Raw genomic sequence first — 17,119 nt, forward strand, 5'->3', positions numbered from 1 at the left:
AAACGACAGCTTCTGTGATTCACGGAGGCTGTCGTTTTTTTATATTTGAGGTAAAATTAATAGAGGCTGAATGTCTTTTGTTTTTCTTCAAAATTCTAAATCATCCCCAACACGATGACAGTTCTAGACGAATTAAGTCAGGTTTCGATATTAGAGGTAGCGCAAGATCTAGGATTGGAGGTAAACCGCAATCGTATGGTTTGCCCTTTTCATGAGGAAAATACCCCATCTTTGGTATTGTATCCGCATACCAATAGTTTTTACTGTTTTGGCTGCGCCAAGACGGGTAACTCTATTACGCTATTTTCTGAAATTCGACAGTTGAGTATTAAAGATACAATTCAAACGATGGCTCAGACGTATTTGTCTGGATATTCGCCTCAACAGTATCAGAAAAGTGCTAAACCTCTTCCTGCAAAGAATACATTACAAACTGTAGATGTCAAAAAGTTACAAGAGAAAGAAAAGCCTGTAGAAGAAATACACTCCCAGATTTATGAGGCTTTCAGAGATTGTTGTTTGCAGCAACCCTCCAACGAGCTATCCAAATCGGGTCTGGAATATATAAAGTCAAGAGGATTTACGGATAAAACAATTCAGGATTTTAGGCTTTTTATGGTTAAAGATTATGCAAATGTAAGTTGGTATCTTAAACAACGTTTCTCGACGCTAGACTTGCAAGAATCAGGGCTTTTTAACGATAAGAATAACTTAATCTTCTATGCACACCCCTTGATTATTCCGTACTACCGAAATGGTAGGATTGTGTATCTTCAAGGGCGCGTATTAGGTCCACCGCCCGAAGGGCACGGACGTTATCAGTTTTTGTACAAACATCCTCTTACCTTATTTAATGCTGATGCTTTAGACAAAATCAAACTAGACCAAGATGTTTATATTACCGAAGGAGCTTTTGATTGTATGCGATTGGTGCAGGCGGGCAAAACTGCCGTAAGTTTAGGAACAGCTAATGTTTTCAAGAAAGACTGGGCAAAACTATTTAAGCGTGCGAATGTGATTTTTTATCTGGACAATGATAAGGCTGGACATAAAGCCGCCGATGAACTAGAGAAGATATTTAGCCACTTTGGACTTACTTGTTCGCGAAAACAACTTCCTGACGAGTACAAAGACGTAAATGACTATTATACCGATAAATTGGGTAGTAATGAACAGTTAAACCTTTTCTAAGATGAAAAACTAAAAATCCGAAAGCATCGTAGTGCTTTCGGATTACTTATTACTTTGTTGAGTCTTTTTTGGCAGGTTGAGGTTTTTTGAAAATACCATCAAGTACTCCTTTCTTCTGACTTTCTAATAGCTTTTTGGCTCTTTCTAAGGCTGCTTTTTTCAAGCTATCTGCCGTTGCCTTGGCTTGCGCTTGAATATCTCCTTGACCTGTTTTAAGCTTATCCTGTGCTTCTTTTAAAAGCTTTTCTTTTTCTGCCTTTAGTAAATCTTCCGCTTGTTGGACTGCTTGATTTTTGGCATTATCAATTTGAGATTTGATTTCGGAGGTAACAGCATCTTTCAAATTTTGTGCTGTACTGCTGTTATCAAAACGGACAATAGGCGATTTTAGCGTGCCTATTAATGACAAATCAAACTTGACTCTAGGAACATTATTCAGGGCTTTTCCTGTCCATTGTGTGAATAAATTATTAAAGCTTTGTCCAGCTTTGCCACTAGGTATATCGAAGGCTAATTTGTAGTCCATATCGCCAACGATGCCATGTTGTCCGCCAATATTAACTGCATAGTCATTCCACTTAACAGTAAATGGCTTAATTTTTAGAGTACCGTGGTCGATTTGAACCTGCATAAGTGCATTGTTCAATTGCAGGTCTTTTAATTGGGTCAATTTCGTATTTGCTACTAACTTTTCGATTAATGGACTATTTTGTAAGCTTGCTTTCAAGAGTTTTAATAAACCTGAACCGTTTAATGTGGCAAAATTCGGCATCATATCTTGTGTTAACTCACCATTGATTTTAAATTGAGAAGATACCTCTCCAACCATAAACTGCGCTAAAGGCATAAGGTATTTCACGACACTTAAATGCTGATAAGCCTCCGTGAAATTTACTTTCTCCAAATTTAATCCAAAATCAAATTTAGGGTGTGAAATATCACTTGGGTCATAGCTACCTGTTGTGGCAAAACGTCCTCCTAATGCATCAAAATTGGTATTTTCAAGACGAATAGTACCGTTATTGATTCTGATAATCCCTTTTGCATTATTCATGGCCATTTTGTCATAAACAATCTCGTTAGCTTGTGTATTGAGGCTTAATTGTAGGTTTTTAGGAACCTCCACGACACTAGGATGTGCATTGGGATTTGGTGCTTGACCCGAAGTAGTGGCTTTGGGCTCAGAACTCATCCATTCATTGACATTAAAATGATTTGATTTGACCTGAAAATTTCCTTTCAAAACATCATTCGTAAGTGCATAAGCCATGTAGTTATTCATCGTACCTGTTGCCTCGAAATCACTACTTCCTAGATATCCTTTGGACTGAGTAATAGTAAGACTGTTGGGAGAAAGCTTCGCTTGTCCTTGATCGATTTTAATACCTTGTGGTAATTCTTTTGAACGGTATTCAAAATTGGATACAGCCATTTGTCCATTTGTATTCAAACTACCATATCGTTTCGCTTTCAAATCTTTGAGATTCCCTTGCGTACGAATATCTGCATCGATTTTGCCTTTGAGTGTTGTGTTTTCTACAGGAAAAATCTTTGTGATTTGTGTTAAATCAAGCTTGCCTTTAGCAGTGATATCCCACTTAAATGCATCAAAGTCTTGTACCGAACCTTTAGCTTGGAAAGTTTCATCTAAAACATGAAAAGTTGCTTCCTGAATTGCTAATAGGCTATTTTTAAGTGTTCCGTCTTGGTTGGTTAAGTTTGCTTTAAAGTGAATATCTTCAATGGGCTTGGCAAATTGCTTTGAAAGGATATACCCATTTTCTAAAAGCATTTGAGCATTTGTTACAGGAAATTGCCCTGTAAGTGAGTCATACGTGCCTTTACTATGAAGATCAACACCAAAGCGACCTTTCAGCTGAGTACCTTCGATAGGGAATAATTTTGTGAGTTCTTCTAGCTGAAACTCACCCTTTACGTCAGCATCAATGATACTGCGAGATAGCCCCTTGATTTTAGCTTTTGCTTTGATAGGATTTTTACCAAAGTATAAATCAAAACGATTAAGAGCAATTTGAGTACTATCAAGTTGATTACTGGTGTTGTTAATGTCGCAATCTACCCAAACCTGACTAACGCCAGTTGGAAGAGAAGGATATTGGAAACTGCCATTTTTTACCTGTACATTCAAATGGAATGACGGAATTGATTGAGAAGCATATAACCCCTTCACTTGTCCAGTACACTGAATATCTCCCTCTGCTTTCAACGCATCAAACTGATTTTGATAAATCATAGGAACGAGTGAAACCAGATTTTTAAAATTAGTTTCAGGAGTCTGAAATGCTACATTCATCGTGTAGGTAGAATCCTGTTGTTGAACTTTTCCTGAAAACGATAATTCAAAATCGTTGAGACGAATGCGAGTATCTTGAAAAGAATAACTTTTGGCAGATTGATCAACCTGAATTAATGATTGCCATGCTAGCTTACGTTGGCTAAAATAGTTTTTCCCTTCCCAAACTACCGAGGCCTGATTGATTTCAGTATTGGTAGCCAAGTCAAAAATCTGTTTGTTGATATCGCCACTACCATTGTGTTCAATATCTGTCAGCAGTATTTCCGAGTCTTTTTGAAGGTCTTTGTATAAAATCGTTCCTTTTACAATTTGCCAATTTTGGATTTGTAACTGAACCCCTTCCGAAGGTTTTTCTGAAGTAGTACCTGTATCTTTAGAAGGCACAAAAATGTCATAATTCGCCTGACCATTTTTTAGGATTTTGACGTAAATCTTAGGTTGCTCTAGGCGGATGTTTTGTATGATTTTTTGTCCTTTGATTAAACTCATTACATCAAAAGATAGCCCAAAACCTTTAGCCTGAGCTAACGTATCCTGAGAAAATGGGGCAAGACCAACGATTCCAAAATCTTCGATAGTGATAGCCAAGTAGGGAAAATGACGAAACAAAGATAGGTTCAAGTCTGAGTAATAAACTTTACCCTTTACCTGTTTGATAATGGCTTTATTGACTTGTTCCTGAATCTGATCCTTAAAAAAATAGGGTAAGGTATAGGCAAGACCTAACAATCCTGTTAAGACGGCCAATAGGGTAAGGCTTAGCTTTTTCATAGTTGTTAGATAAAAACATGTACTTCGTTGTACATGCAAAGTAAGTAATAATGATTATGTGTTAGGCAAGAAGCCATAAACCTTAGGCAAAATGAATAAAAGGACTAAATTTTGCCTATAGTGATACTGAATAATTGAAGCACTATTACTTTACAACGAATCATAAGTTAAAAATTGTGAGTTAATTGAGCAAATGGACGCTCGATATTTAGTGAATTAGTGATTGGCGAATGAGTGATTATTTTTACTTGTAGAGACGCAATGTTTGCGTCTAAGGAAGTATCAGGTTAAAACCATGGAATCAAAAAAGCGGTCAGAAAATATTTTCCAACCGCTTTTTGATGTTACTATGCTAGATTTCACTTGGCTTGAGACTCAAACATGGCGCATCGACTGCTAGCGTACAAATTTTTCGAATAACCACTAACAATTAACAGATAACTACTGCCCAATAACCAATTTCTCGATAAGTAAAATCAAAATATGAATTACCTTGATATGTACTTCTTGAATACGGTCGGCATAGCCAAAATGCGGAACAATGATTTCTACATCTGCTTGTCCTGCTAGCTTTCCACCATCTTTTCCTGATAAAATCACGATTTTCATGCCTTTGGCTTTGGCAGCTTCTACGGCACGAATCACGTTGGCAGAGTTGCCACTGGTAGAGATACCCAATAGCACATCTCCTGTATTACCCAAACCTTCTACAAAGCGAGAAAAAATATATTCAAAGCCATAATCATTACCTACGCAAGAAATATGGGAAACATCTGATATAGCAATGGCAGGCATCGAACGGCGTTCGTTACGATAACGACCCGAAAGTTCTTCAGCAAAGTGCATGGCATCGCAATGCGAACCACCGTTTCCACAAGAGATAATCTTGTTATTTTGCTTAATAGCATCAGCCATTAATTGTGCTGCGGCTTCAATTTGCTGAATATTATGTTCGTCCGATAAAAACTTCTGGAGAACAAGTTGAGCTTCGTTAAGCTCTTGTGATATGATATTTTTTAGCACTGATTCTCAAAAATTTAATGAAGCCTAATGGCAATTTGGAGACTGATTTGGGATTTTTGAGAAATATCCGTAGCCCTGTGGCTAGTTACATTTCTCGCATAATTTTATTTTGTGTACAAAATTACAAATTCCCCATCGAGTGGTCTACGAAGGATTGAAAAAATTTCGGATGTCGGATTAGGGTTGTACGAAGGATTTCCAATAATTGCGGATTTGGGATTTCTGATTTCGGAAATTAAGGAAAATACCTTTGCTTTTACAAAATAAAAAAGATTACACTTCCGAAATCCAACATCCGATATCCCCAATAAACGGTTTTTAAAATCCTTCCTAAAACCCTAATTCACAACTCACAATTCAACACTCATACTTAATAGTCTCCGCCAGCGCCACCGCCACCGAAGTCACCACCGCCGAAGCCTCCGAAGTCAAAACCACTGTCGCCTCCGCCACCACCGCTACGATTACCCCATGACGAGCCGCCAGTAATGATAATTGGAGGTGTCCAGCCACCGCCTCGGTAGCCTCCACGACCACCGCCGCCGCCACGTTTTGAAATAATGATAGAAATAACGATAAATATAATGACGAGAATAACAATGATAAAAAAGCCCAATGGACTGTCATCATCTGAGGTCGCATCAGATTTGAATTCACCGCTTGCACGCTGAATCATTTCATCGGTAGCCTCGTTTAGACCTTGATACCATTGTTGTTGCTTGAAATTCGGAACAATAATCGTATTGATGATTCTTTTACAGATAGCATCGGGCAAAACATCTTCGATACCTCTACCTGTTACGATGCGAATTTTACGAGTTTCGGTAGCCCACAAGAGCAATACCCCATTGTTTTTATCTTTAGCCCCAACTCCCCACGTTTTGGCAATTTTCATGGCATAATCATACGGATCAGACTCACCTGTATTTTTTACAATGACAATTGAAATTTCTGTAGAGGTCGAATCACGATAGCCTCTAAGTTTTTGTTCTAATGCGTTACGCTCTTCTGGCTTGAGTTTCATCACGAAATCACTTACCATAAGAGGAGGGTTAGGCTGTGCAGGAATATCTTGTCCAATCGCTTTTACAAAAAATGATAAAGACAAAATAAGTACTGCCAAATATTGTTGTATTTTTCTAGACATGACTGATTAGATAGGATGGCATGTTATAATTAATCACCAAATGAAATTTCATCAGAAATCTCATTAATATCATCCGATTGATAGGGAAAGAATTGCTTGAGCGCAACTCCCGATTTTTGAATACCTACAGCAAAACCTGCCGCAAACTGATTCATGACAAAATGAGATTGCATATCATTACGTATGTCTTGCCAAAAATTGGCAGGAACAACGTCATTAATGCCTTTGTCTCCCAAAATAGCAAATTTGCGGTCAACGATAGCTAAGTAAAACAACACCCCATTTCGTTGTGCGGTTTTGTGAAGTTCGAGCTGAGCAAACACGGCTTTAGCTCTCTCGAGCACGTCTCCAGGACAGAATTGTTCAACATGAACTTTGATTTCGCCCGAAGTTTCTTTCTCAGCAGCTTTGATAGCTTCGACAATGATACTTTGTTGTTCTTCAGAAAGTAGCATAAGAATATTGGAAAAAAGAAAACAGCTAAATTTAAGCACTTTCTCAACAATAGTATAGCTGAGAAGTTACTTAAATTTAGCTGTTTCGGAGGATTATTTAGAGAAATCTACCGATGGTGCTTTTTGAGCAGAAGCATCAGCTTCGAAATAGCCTTTTTTGCTAAAACCAGAGAAACCTGCAATTAAGCTGTTCGGGAATGTCACCACTTTATTGTTGAATTCCTTTACAGTATCATTAAAACGGTCACGTTCTTCTTTGATTCTATTTTCTGTACCTTCCAATTGTGCTTGTAGCTCAGAGAAGTTTTCAGTTGCTTTCAACGTTGGATAGTTTTCAGCTACTGCCATTAATCTTGAAAGAGCACCGCTCAATTGGCTTTGAGCTTCTTGGAATTTCTTCATGTTTTCAGGCGAAAGATCACTTGCGTCTAACTTGATTTGAGTCGCACTAGCACGAGCACTGATTACGTCTGTTAATGTACTTTTTTCAAAATTTGCTACTCCTTGTACTGTTTTTACAAGGTTTGGAATAAGGTCAGCACGGCGCTGATAAGCAGTTTGTACTTTTGCCCAAGATGCTTCTACATCTTGTTCGCTTGTAGCCATTCCGTTTCTTACACCGATTCCCCAGAATACTAAAACTGCTGCAACAACTAATGCAATGATGGTTCCTTTTGACATAGTCTTGGTAAATTTTAAAGTTAAAATTGTGGATAAACTCCGAGTGGATAGGTTACCCCTTGGAAGTGCCTCTTAGACGACACAAGCCAAATATAAGTCTCGATTTAGATTTGACAAGTTAAGTATTTTATATCAGGAAAAAAAAGCTTTCTCCAAAACCTAATGTCATATTAATCTCGATTCTTTGTCAAATGTATAGTAAAAAAGACTAGCCAAAACGATTTCTAGTTGAGACGCTTTTTTTGTGGATGAATGGTAACCTGTTTATTTGAAATGCGAGAAATACCAACAACCTAACTAGGAATCTCAACTACTTTTTTCGCCAACGATTTACATCAAACAATGCTTTTGGAAAGTTTACACCTATATGTACTTGATACTTTTGTTGCTCTAAAGGTGGCAATGCCGAAATCAAGTGAACCTTATCAGCTGGAACCGAAGCTAATGCTGGTAGCCAATGTTTCACATATTCACCTTGGCTATCGTAACGAGTAGCTTGTGTCAAAATATTAAAATAGCGATTTTCGCGAGGATCATTGCCTACGCCTGCTACATAATTCCAGTTGCCCCAGTTAGAGCATACATCATAATCGAGTAGTTGACTCTCAAACCAACTAGCGCCCCAAGTCCAATCTATTTTTAAATCTTTTACCAAGAAACTAGCCACATTTTGTCGTCCGCGGTTTGACATAAATCCTGTAGCAAGGAGCTCTTTCATATTAGCATCAATCAAAGGAATACCTGTCTCTCCGTTTTTCCAAAGCTCAAATATTCTCTTATTTCGACTCCACTGCACGTGCTGATCTTGTTTGATACCTTTTGCCGAAAAAATTCTATTGCCATATTTCATCGAAACAAAACGGAAGTAGTCACGCCAAAGAAGCTCAAAAATCAGCCAATACGTTGAATCATTTTTGACACGCTGGTATTCATACTCTTGGACTTGCTGATAAATATGCCTTGGCGAAATACAGCCGTTTGCTAGCCAAACAGAGAACTTTGACGAAAAGTCCATACCAAGCATTTCGTTGCGGGTTTCTTTATAAACCTTTAGTAAATCTTGTTCCCAAATGTATTCTTTCAAACGTTGATTTGCTGCATCTTCACCACCTACATAATGAGTAGTAGCATCAGAGGAGTATCCTAGCAGACTTTCAGCCGTAGGCATAGTACCAATGCTTACATTAGTTTTGAACAAAAGAGCATAAGGGGTATCAAAGCAAGAGCGTACGTTACATGACTTTTCTACTCTATTTCTAAATTGTGTAAAAACGTCTGGCAACTGGTCAATATCGAAAGGTAAATCATCAATGTGAAATAAGGTCGAAGTCCAGAAAAAGGACATTGATTTACCCATCGTCTGCAAGGCTTCTTCTACTTTAGCATCAACATCTGTTTCTTCGGAAGTTACTTCTTCTGAGCAGTAGACCGCCTCTGCTTCTAGTTCAACTGCCAACTGAGGGAGAATTTCTTCTGGCTTTCCAACTCTGACAATCAAACCTGAGCTGATAGATTGAAGGTTTTTTCGAAGATTTTGAACGGATTCTATTAAAAATTGGGTTCTAAGCCATCCTGTTTTCGAAAAACCTACAGATAGCTCCTCAAATTGCCTAGGGTCAAAAATATATACAGGGAATACGTTTGTGGTTTTTTGAGAGGCTTTCCACAAAGGCTCATGATCGTGTACTCTTAAATCGTTGCGATACCAAACTATAATACTCATTTTAATATGTTTTTTAGTGTATAACTTTCTGCGGGAGTTTTAGTTTTAGGAAAATTATTATTGGTTAGTTTCCACGACCACTTCCCAGCGAAATGCCCAGCGCCATCGGATACGGTAATGACGAATGCCAGCTCTTTCAAGCAATGAAACTATTTCCGACTTTTTGAAGGCTCGCCAGACAGAAAGTTTGGCATCATGCTTCACAAGATAAGATTTGAGGAAAAGCTTAGTAATCCAAGCAATCGAATGATAAGCAAACCAATGGCGATGAATATCATTGATGACAAAACCCAAACGGCATTGTTTTTTGAGCAATTCAAAAAGTCGAATGAGCTGTTCGTCTGTAAAATGATGACAAAAAAGCGTCATACCCACAATGTCAAAAGTATGTTGTTGAAAACTTTCAGCAAAAACGTTTTCATGTAAATAGCTAATGTCGTGAAAGGATTGAGTTCTTTTTTTTGCAAAATCAATCATAAAATCGTTGGCGTCTATACCAATGAGCTTACTATTATATCCCTTTTTCTGAAGCCATCGCGCCATTAATTTTAGCATATCACCACCGCCACAGCCCAAATCACCAATTACCATAGTTTGAGCTTTATCATGATTTTTCAAAAGGGCTCGTAACCCTCCAATAGTAACTTGATTTCCCCCTAGGTATTGATTGATGAGTGCCAATTCCTCTAAATTCTGGCGAAGAGCATCGTTATCAAGCTCAAAATCGTCGATGAGTTCAGGCTGATTGCTTCGATATGATAAGTCTGGCATAAGGGAAAGGATGAGTTTTTGGTAGAGACCGAAGTCTTTTGGACGATAGTCACTTGAAAAGAATTTCTATAGGTAATTATCTAGTAAACGTAAGATATATTGTATCTACTGTATAAAGAGATATTTGCCATTTTTGTTTTGTAAAAAGAGCTAAGAATACATCAGCATTTGTAACAAGAATATTGGAATGCTAATTTCAACATCATAAACTGTAACTAAAAGGAAACGAGAATGAATTTAGATTTAAGACATAAAAATGCCATCGTATGCGGAAGTACACAAGGCTTAGGCAAAGCGTCGGCAATAGAGTTAGCATTATTGGGTGCCAATGTAACGCTCGTAGCACGTAACGAAGCTTCTTTACAAAAAACACTTATTGATTTAGATACTAGCCAAGGACAACAGCATCATTATTTTGTAGCTGATTTTTCTAATCCTGAGCAAGTAAAAGTAGGAATACAACAGCTCCTAGACAAGTTTCCAGAGGTACATATTCTCGTCAATAACACTGGAGGACCTAAGGGTGGTCCTATTTTAGAGGCGACCATTGAGGAGTTTACTCAAACGTATTCCAATCATCTGGTTTGTAATCATATCCTCGTACAAGCATGCGTACCTGCGATGAAAAAAGCAGGATTCGGGAGAATCGTCAATATTATTTCTACCTCTGTCAAACAACCCATCAGTGGACTTGGAGTATCAAATACTACAAGAGGAGCTGTAGCATCATGGGCAAAAACTTTAGCAGGTGAGTTAGCCCCCTTTGGCATTACTGTCAATAATGTATTGCCTGGCTCAACCAAAACGGCTAGATTAGACTCGCTGATAGAATCGAGAATGAATCTTACAGGAGCACCTAGAGAAGAAGTAGAAAAGATTTTGCAGGTAGATATACCAGCCAAAAGGTTTGGCGAACCAGAAGAGTTTGGCGCTGCTGTGGCATTTCTATGTTCACCAGCAGCTTCTTATATTACAGGGGTAAGTTTACCTGTAGATGGTGGAAAAATCTTAGGACTATAACCTTAAAGAGTGCTGAGTTTTGAATTTTGAGTGCGGAGTTATAAAACCATATATTGGGGATTTCGGATGTTGGATTTCGGAAGTGTAAATTTCTATATTTTGTAAAAAATAAAGGTATTTTTCTTTATTTCCGAAATCAGAAATCCCAAATCTGCCATAGCTTGAAATCCTTCGAGCAGTCCCAACTCCACACTCAAAATTCAAAACTCAACACTAATCAGTGCCACTTCTGGTTTATTTTGCCAACGTATTTCCCTAGTTGATTCTGAAAAAGGACGTCTTGTAATTCTGCTCCAACGTTAGGGTACATTTCTAATTGGTTGATCTCAGAAAGAGGAATCCATTTGATTTCTAAAGCACTGGTCTCTGAAGGGTTCAATATCGGAATTCCACCAATAACCTGCGCGATAAATACACAGTGCAACACATCTGTTTTTTGTTGGGGTAGAATTACCTCTCCTGTTAACAACATTGGACCTACCTCTATTTCTATCCCTAGTTCTTCTCTCAGTTCTCTTTCCAAAGTACCGACCAATGTTTCACCGGGGTCAGTATTGCCGCCGGGTAAATTATAAACTTGGGTACTACCATATTCATAACGCATTAATAGTAGGTGGTTGTTTTCGATAATTGCTACACTTGGCCTTACTTTCATAAACTACTTGTTTTAAGATATTGAGATTCAGTATGAATAGAGGTATGTTTTGACTAATGAGAAGAAAAGCCCCTATTCACTTTTTTCTTAATGAAATGTTAACGTATAAAATATTCTAGGGGTAAAATACGATTGATTTGTCAGTAAGACAAATGAACCTCAGAAAAACTTCTTAATCAAAACGCCCTTAAAAAAGGCATAAACACGTATAGTTATTATGAAAACTTCAAAGAAAACTCTATTCCTAAGTCTGTTAAGTCTGATGATACTAACCTTAACAGGATGCTTTGTTCGTGTGGATGACGTAAACCCTCGAGGCTATGAAGTTGAGCAGGAAGTTCGCCTCCGCAATTTTGATGGTGTTGAAATGGGTAACGCATTTAAGGTAAATGTAAGAGCAGGAAATACCTATAGCATATATGTTCGTGGAGATGAAGTAGATATAAACGACCTCGATATTTATGTGAATAACGGGGTACTCATGGCCAAATACCGCAACTATCGCAGTCGTCGCTATCAAGTAACTTTCGACATAGTAATGCCATCCTTGCGCTCTATTGAATTGTATGGTGCAAGCACTGGCAAGGCGTATGGTTTTGACGAAAGAGATATGTATGTAAATCTTTCGGGTTCATCGTATCTGGATTTAAACTCAGACGCACAATATTTTACATTTGATTTATCGGGTGCATCAACTATGGATTTATTAGGAGATACCCAAAAAATCTCTGGTGGAGTCTCTGGCTCATCATTAGTAAATGGCTTTTCGTTCCGAAGTGAGGAAGCCTATTTAAATGTATCTGGAGCTAGTAAAGTAAGAGTAATGGCCTCTCGTTATCTCAATGTGGTAGCATCAGGAGCAAGCTCGGTATATTTTAGAGGCACTCCAGTCGTAGATGCTAAAACTTCGGGAGGCAGTGTCGTGAGACAAGACTAGAAATCTTCATTTGACAGTATATATTTGTGGCGATTTAAAGAAGGCGGGATTTTCTCGCCTTTTTTCTTTGTTGATAGAAGTAGATGAATTTTCCAGTAATTTTGAAAAAGAAATACTCTCCATTTAAGTTATTATGACTTTTGGAGAATAACTTACTCTTAGATAGTCCACTTAGTGAGTGAATTTATTCACCCGTGACGAAAAAGATTAAACTGCTTTTTGTAAAACAACTTGATATGAATCAACACATTGCCCATATCGCTATTGTCGTGGATGACTACGACCAAGCGATTGAGTTTTATACCCAAAAATTACACTTCGATTTAATCGAAGATACTGTCATGAGCCCAGAAAAACGTTGGGTTTTGGTAAAACCAAAAGGAGCTAAAGAATGTGTCATACTACTAGCAAAAGCAGCCAATGAAGAGCAGCAGACTAGAGTAGGCAATCAAACAGGAGGACGAGTATTTATGTTTTTATATACCGATGATATTGAAAGAGATTATCAAAACCTATTAACACATCAAATCAAAATCGTAAGAGAACCAAAACAAGAAGTGTATGGAACAGTAGCCGTATTTGAAGACTTGTATGGTAACCTCTGGGATTTGATACAGCCCAAAAGCTTGATTGTATACTAGTTGTATACGAAGGATTATGAAAACCATTATTTCGGATATTGGATTTCGAAACTGTAACCTTCTGTATTTTGTAAAAAACAAAGATGATTTTCTTTAATTTCCGAAATCAGAAATCCCAAATCCGCAATAGTTGGAAATCCTTCGTACAGCCCTAATTCACAATTCATCACTCGTACTTAATATGACTTTAATAAAAGATATTACCAATTATATGGAGCAATTGGCTCCACTGTCCTTACAAGAAAGCTATGATAACGCAGGGCTTATCGTGGGCGATCCTAACGAAGAAGTAAAAGGTGTTCTAAGTACACTCGACTGTACAGAAGCTGTGGTTGAGGAGGCGATTCAGGCAGGCTGTAATTTAATTATTGCGCATCATCCGATTGTTTTTAAAGGTTTGAAAAAACTAAATGGTAAAAACTACGTTGAAAGAGTAGTCATCAAGGCCATCAAAAATGATATTGCTATCTATGCCTCACATACCAATTTGGACCATGTAGAAGGAGGCGTAAATTTTAAGATTGCAGAAAAATTAGGCTTACAAAATGTAAAAATATTACAGCCTAAAAAAAATCTTCTTAAAAAGCTGGTAACCTTTGTGCCTGTAGAGCATGGTCAAAAAGTGTTGGATGCTTTGTACGAGGCAGGAGCTGGACAAATTGGGGATTATAAAAACTGTAGTTTCAGAGTGGAAGGAACAGGTACCTTTCGTCCTACAGGCGGAGCAAACCCCTTCATTGGTACTGTAGACAAAGATGAGGAGGTAAAAGAGTTTAGAATAGAAGTCATTCTACAAGCACATCAGGAATATGCGATTTTGCATGCATTAAAAAAAGCGCATCCTTATGAAGAGGTTGCTTATTATTTGTCTAACTTAGAGAATGATTTAGCACAAGTGGGAGCTGGTGCCATCGGAAGTTTGGATGAAGCCTTAGAGGAATCATCTTTTTTACAATACTTAAAAGAGTCGATGGCTTTATCTACTATTCGCCATACGCCACTTTTAGGAAAAAAAATCCAGAAAGTAGCGGTATGCGGTGGAGCAGGTGGCTTTTTAATCAATGATGCCATTCGACAAGGTGCAGACGTGTTTGTGACGGCTGATTACAAATATCATGAGTTTTTTGATGCCGAAAACAAGATTATCATCTGTGACATTGGACATTATGAGTCAGAAGTTTACACAAAGGAATTAATAATTAGTTATTTATCTGAAAAATTTAGTAATTTTGCGATTCTCAAAAGTCAGGTAAATACGAATCCTGTACAGTATTTTTGAACAGGCGTTAGGAGTAGAGGGTAATCATTACAACATAGAACTTAACAAATAACGTTTAACGCATAACGAATAACGTATAACGAAAATGGCAGTAGTAGCTAACGAAACAACCATTGCTCAGAAATTAGAAGCACTTCTGAAACTTCAGACCATAGATTCATCTTTAGATAGTATCAAAAAAATGCGTGGCGACTTGCCAGAAGAGGTTCGTGATTTGGAGGATGAGATTGCTGGTATCGAGACACGTATCGGAAAATTCAATCGTGAGATTGCTTCATTAGAAGATGAAATTTCGAAGAATAGAAATACGAAAAAAGAATCAGAAAAGCTTGTAAACAAATACAAAGACCAACAGATGAACGTTCGTAACAACCGTGAATACGACGCCATCTCGAAGGAAATCGAATTACAACAATTGGAAATCGAATTAGCAGACAAACGTATGCGTGAATTCGAATTCAAAATCTTAAACAAACGTGATGATGTTTCTGAAACTGAAACTCGTCTTTTCCACCGTCAAAAAGACCTTGATGCAAAACGTAAAGAATTGGACGTTTTGATTTCTGAAAGCGAAGACGATGAGCAACGTTTGTTGAAAGATCGTGACAAGGCAGTAAAATTCGTTGAAGAACGTTTGTTGCGCCCTTACGATAAATTAAGAACAAACTATGCAAACGGACTTGCAGTAGTATTGGTTAAGCGTGGTGCTTGTGGTGGTTGTTTCAACGTAGTTCCTCCACAACGTCAGGCAGACATCAAAGACCACAAACGTATTATCGTATGTGAGCACTGCGGTCGTATCTTGGCTGGTGTTGAAGACGTTATCACAGCTTCAAAACGCTAAGAAATCTGCTGAAAATATATCTAAAGCCCATGACTGTTGAGTTATGGGCTTTATTTGTTTATGGCAACTCTACAGGCTAGATTAACCTTTTTGCAACTTAATCATAGTATTGACGTTATAAAACTTTCAAATAAAGGTTTCCAATAAATATGCGAAGATTAATCGTTGTCTTTCTGGTTTTGATAAATTTTCAAAGTAAAGCAAATGACTTTGACTGGAATCCAGTATTACAAAGGGCTTATACTTCACTTTGGAAATTACGCTTGCAGGAAACCAGAGCCTTATTAGCTTCACAAAGAAACACGTCAGGTATTAAGTTATATCTTCAAAGCTACACAGATTTAATAGAGTTGATGGTTACAGAAGATAAGACCAATTTTGAGCAGTTCCTCGATGCTCAATCTTCTAGATTGACTTTACTGGAAGATTTCCCTGATACTGCTCCCGAAAAACAATGGATTATTGCCGAAATGTATCTTCATTTGGCTACTGCAAAGCTCAAATTTGGGCATGAGGTAAAAGGGGCTTGGAATTTGATAAAGGCCTCTAAATTGCTCGAAAATAACTACAAGAAGTTTCCCAATTTTATTCCACAACAAAAATCACTTGGTTTGATTCATATTATGGTTGGGTCTATGCCTCAGAATTTTTTGTGGGTAGCCAAACTATTGGGACTTAAAGGTTCTGTTAAGAATGGTTTGCAGGAATTGAAAAATGTAAACAAAAATGAACCTCGCTATGCTACCGAAGCCAGCGTAATGTATTATTTGACACATGCTTATATTCTTGGTTTTACCCCCGTAGTTTTTCAGGATTATGAGCAGTTTTTGGATAAAAATGATGAAAGCCTTTTAATACAATTTTTAGGAGTCACCACCTACATGAAAGAGGGCAATAGTAGCCAAGCCAATGTATTGCTCAAAAAATGTGACACCTTGAATGCTCAAACAGGTTATTGGGCGTTTCCGTTTTTGCAGTATCTACATGGTGAAATAGAGATTCAGAAAGGGAATTATACTTTGGCAAGTCGACACTATCAAGTGTTTTTACAGCAATACAAAGGCTTTAATTTTATCAAGGATACCTATTACAAACTGTTCTTATGTTTATGGCTTAGTAATGAAGATTCTAAAGCGGTAAACTACTTAGAAAAAGTAAAAACACAAGGTTCAACCATTGTGGAGTCTGATCAGTCTGCGTTACGATTTGCTGAAAAGTTTAAACTCTCTACCAAAAGCAATGCTTCAAAAATCTTAATGAAAGCTCGCTTAGCTTTTGATGGAGGGTATTATCAAAAAGCAAAAGAAGGAGTTTTAGACTTGAAAGAAAGCTATTTTTTTGATAATGCCGAAAAAGCAGAATATAATTATCGCAAAGGACGAATACATCAGAAATTACATGAAATAACCTTGGCAGAAGAACACTTTGAAAGAGCTATTGTACTTAGTCAAAATGCCTCGATAAGTTATGGCGCATTAGCTTGCTTACAGCTTGGATATATCTTTCAGGAGAGCGGACAAAAAGTAAAAGCAAAGTATTACTTCGAAAAAGTACTGACTTATTCAAAACATGAGTATAAAAACTCGGCAGATAACAAGGCCAAAGCAGCCCTGAATACTTTAATTTAGTACTTTGTGAAGGATTAAAAAAACATTCATTTCGGA

Annotated in this window: 15 protein-coding genes; 7 read left to right on the plus strand and 8 right to left on the minus strand. The window is 37.6% G+C overall.

The features are described 5' to 3' along the window. Window positions 1-114 precede the first annotated feature (114 nt). A complete protein-coding gene (locus QM481_RS15075; RefSeq protein ID WP_283345546.1) occupies window positions 115-1,191 on the plus strand; it encodes a CHC2 zinc finger domain-containing protein in 1,077 nt (358 codons plus the stop codon). A gap of 49 nt (window positions 1,192-1,240) precedes the next feature. On the opposite strand, the gene QM481_RS15080 is transcribed toward QM481_RS15075, so the two are convergent. The 7 genes from QM481_RS15080 to QM481_RS15110 all read right to left on the minus strand — a co-directional run bounded on the left by QM481_RS15080 (window position 1,241) and on the right by QM481_RS15110 (window position 10,079). Next, the gene (locus tag QM481_RS15080; protein ID WP_283382326.1) at window positions 1,241-4,279 is read right to left on the minus strand and encodes an AsmA family protein; all 3,039 of its coding nucleotides are present in this window, start codon (window positions 4,277-4,279) and stop codon (window positions 1,241-1,243) included. Window positions 4,280-4,720: 441 nt separating this feature from the next. Next, window positions 4,721-5,302: a D-sedoheptulose 7-phosphate isomerase gene (gene lpcA, locus QM481_RS15085; RefSeq protein WP_283382327.1), complete on the minus strand. Its 582-nt coding sequence runs from the start codon at window positions 5,300-5,302 to the stop codon at window positions 4,721-4,723. 370 nt (window positions 5,303-5,672) lie between these two features. After that, complete coding sequence (locus tag QM481_RS15090; protein WP_283382328.1) at window positions 5,673-6,449, minus strand: TPM domain-containing protein; 777 nt, start codon at window positions 6,447-6,449, stop codon at window positions 5,673-5,675. 29 nt (window positions 6,450-6,478) lie between these two features. Continuing rightward, a complete protein-coding gene (locus QM481_RS15095) occupies window positions 6,479-6,904 on the minus strand; it encodes a TPM domain-containing protein (RefSeq protein WP_166549975.1) in 426 nt (141 codons plus the stop codon). 93 nt (window positions 6,905-6,997) lie between these two features. Beyond that, window positions 6,998-7,585: a LemA family protein gene (locus QM481_RS15100; protein WP_095161326.1), complete on the minus strand. Its 588-nt coding sequence runs from the start codon at window positions 7,583-7,585 to the stop codon at window positions 6,998-7,000. 310 nt (window positions 7,586-7,895) lie between these two features. Beyond that, a complete protein-coding gene (locus tag QM481_RS15105; RefSeq protein ID WP_283382329.1) occupies window positions 7,896-9,308 on the minus strand; it encodes a DASH family cryptochrome in 1,413 nt (470 codons plus the stop codon). Between the two features lie 57 nt (window positions 9,309-9,365). Next, window positions 9,366-10,079, minus strand: coding sequence for a methyltransferase domain-containing protein (locus QM481_RS15110; RefSeq protein ID WP_283382330.1), 714 nt, complete (start codon window positions 10,077-10,079; stop codon window positions 9,366-9,368). Window positions 10,080-10,310: 231 nt separating this feature from the next. On the opposite strand from QM481_RS15110, the gene QM481_RS15115 reads away from it, so the two are divergent. Further along, window positions 10,311-11,099: an SDR family oxidoreductase gene (locus QM481_RS15115; protein WP_283382331.1), complete on the plus strand. Its 789-nt coding sequence runs from the start codon at window positions 10,311-10,313 to the stop codon at window positions 11,097-11,099. Window positions 11,100-11,316: 217 nt separating this feature from the next. On the opposite strand, the gene QM481_RS15120 is transcribed toward QM481_RS15115, so the two are convergent. Continuing rightward, the gene (locus QM481_RS15120; RefSeq protein WP_283382332.1) at window positions 11,317-11,754 is read right to left on the minus strand and encodes an NUDIX domain-containing protein; all 438 of its coding nucleotides are present in this window, start codon (window positions 11,752-11,754) and stop codon (window positions 11,317-11,319) included. 217 nt (window positions 11,755-11,971) lie between these two features. Between QM481_RS15120 and QM481_RS15125 the strand changes: the two genes are divergently transcribed. The 5 genes from QM481_RS15125 to QM481_RS15145 all read left to right on the plus strand — a co-directional run bounded on the left by QM481_RS15125 (window position 11,972) and on the right by QM481_RS15145 (window position 17,083). Continuing rightward, window positions 11,972-12,691, plus strand: coding sequence for a GIN domain-containing protein (locus tag QM481_RS15125; protein WP_283382333.1), 720 nt, complete (start codon window positions 11,972-11,974; stop codon window positions 12,689-12,691). 236 nt (window positions 12,692-12,927) lie between these two features. Continuing rightward, complete coding sequence (locus QM481_RS15130; protein WP_283382334.1) at window positions 12,928-13,332, plus strand: VOC family protein; 405 nt, start codon at window positions 12,928-12,930, stop codon at window positions 13,330-13,332. Window positions 13,333-13,513: 181 nt separating this feature from the next. After that, window positions 13,514-14,611, plus strand: a complete 1,098-nt coding sequence (locus QM481_RS15135; RefSeq protein WP_283382335.1) for a Nif3-like dinuclear metal center hexameric protein — start codon at window positions 13,514-13,516, stop codon at window positions 14,609-14,611. A gap of 85 nt (window positions 14,612-14,696) precedes the next feature. Further along, window positions 14,697-15,455 carry a zinc ribbon domain-containing protein gene (locus QM481_RS15140; protein WP_166549983.1) on the plus strand — a complete coding sequence of 253 codons (759 nt, stop codon included), beginning with the start codon at window positions 14,697-14,699 and terminating at the stop codon, window positions 15,453-15,455. 149 nt (window positions 15,456-15,604) lie between these two features. Then, window positions 15,605-17,083: a tetratricopeptide repeat protein gene (locus QM481_RS15145; RefSeq protein WP_283382336.1), complete on the plus strand. Its 1,479-nt coding sequence runs from the start codon at window positions 15,605-15,607 to the stop codon at window positions 17,081-17,083. The last annotated feature ends 36 nt before the right edge of the window (window positions 17,084-17,119 follow it).

This window comes from Flectobacillus rivi (assembly GCF_030056655.1).
Taxonomy (GTDB): Bacteria; Bacteroidota; Bacteroidia; order Cytophagales; family Spirosomataceae; genus Flectobacillus; species Flectobacillus rivi.

What these genes read in the sequence shown, in the direction of transcription:
- QM481_RS15075 (WP_283345546.1), top strand. Translation starts at nt 115, where the DNA reads ATGACAGTTCTAGACGAATTAAGTCAGGTTTCGATATTAGAGGTAGCG.
- QM481_RS15080 (WP_283382326.1), bottom strand. Translation starts at nt 4,279, where the DNA reads ATGAAAAAGCTAAGCCTTACCCTATTGGCCGTCTTAACAGGATTGTTA.
- QM481_RS15090 (WP_283382328.1), bottom strand. Translation starts at nt 6,449, where the DNA reads ATGTCTAGAAAAATACAACAATATTTGGCAGTACTTATTTTGTCTTTA.
- QM481_RS15095 (WP_166549975.1), bottom strand. Translation starts at nt 6,904, where the DNA reads ATGCTACTTTCTGAAGAACAACAAAGTATCATTGTCGAAGCTATCAAA.
- QM481_RS15100 (WP_095161326.1), bottom strand. Translation starts at nt 7,585, where the DNA reads ATGTCAAAAGGAACCATCATTGCATTAGTTGTTGCAGCAGTTTTAGTA.
- QM481_RS15105 (WP_283382329.1), bottom strand. Translation starts at nt 9,308, where the DNA reads ATGAGTATTATAGTTTGGTATCGCAACGATTTAAGAGTACACGATCAT.
- QM481_RS15110 (WP_283382330.1), bottom strand. Translation starts at nt 10,079, where the DNA reads ATGCCAGACTTATCATATCGAAGCAATCAGCCTGAACTCATCGACGAT.
- QM481_RS15115 (WP_283382331.1), top strand. Translation starts at nt 10,311, where the DNA reads ATGAATTTAGATTTAAGACATAAAAATGCCATCGTATGCGGAAGTACA.
- QM481_RS15120 (WP_283382332.1), bottom strand. Translation starts at nt 11,754, where the DNA reads ATGAAAGTAAGGCCAAGTGTAGCAATTATCGAAAACAACCACCTACTA.
- QM481_RS15125 (WP_283382333.1), top strand. Translation starts at nt 11,972, where the DNA reads ATGAAAACTTCAAAGAAAACTCTATTCCTAAGTCTGTTAAGTCTGATG.
- QM481_RS15130 (WP_283382334.1), top strand. Translation starts at nt 12,928, where the DNA reads ATGAATCAACACATTGCCCATATCGCTATTGTCGTGGATGACTACGAC.
- QM481_RS15135 (WP_283382335.1), top strand. Translation starts at nt 13,514, where the DNA reads ATGACTTTAATAAAAGATATTACCAATTATATGGAGCAATTGGCTCCA.
- QM481_RS15140 (WP_166549983.1), top strand. Translation starts at nt 14,697, where the DNA reads ATGGCAGTAGTAGCTAACGAAACAACCATTGCTCAGAAATTAGAAGCA.
- QM481_RS15145 (WP_283382336.1), top strand. Translation starts at nt 15,605, where the DNA reads ATGCGAAGATTAATCGTTGTCTTTCTGGTTTTGATAAATTTTCAAAGT.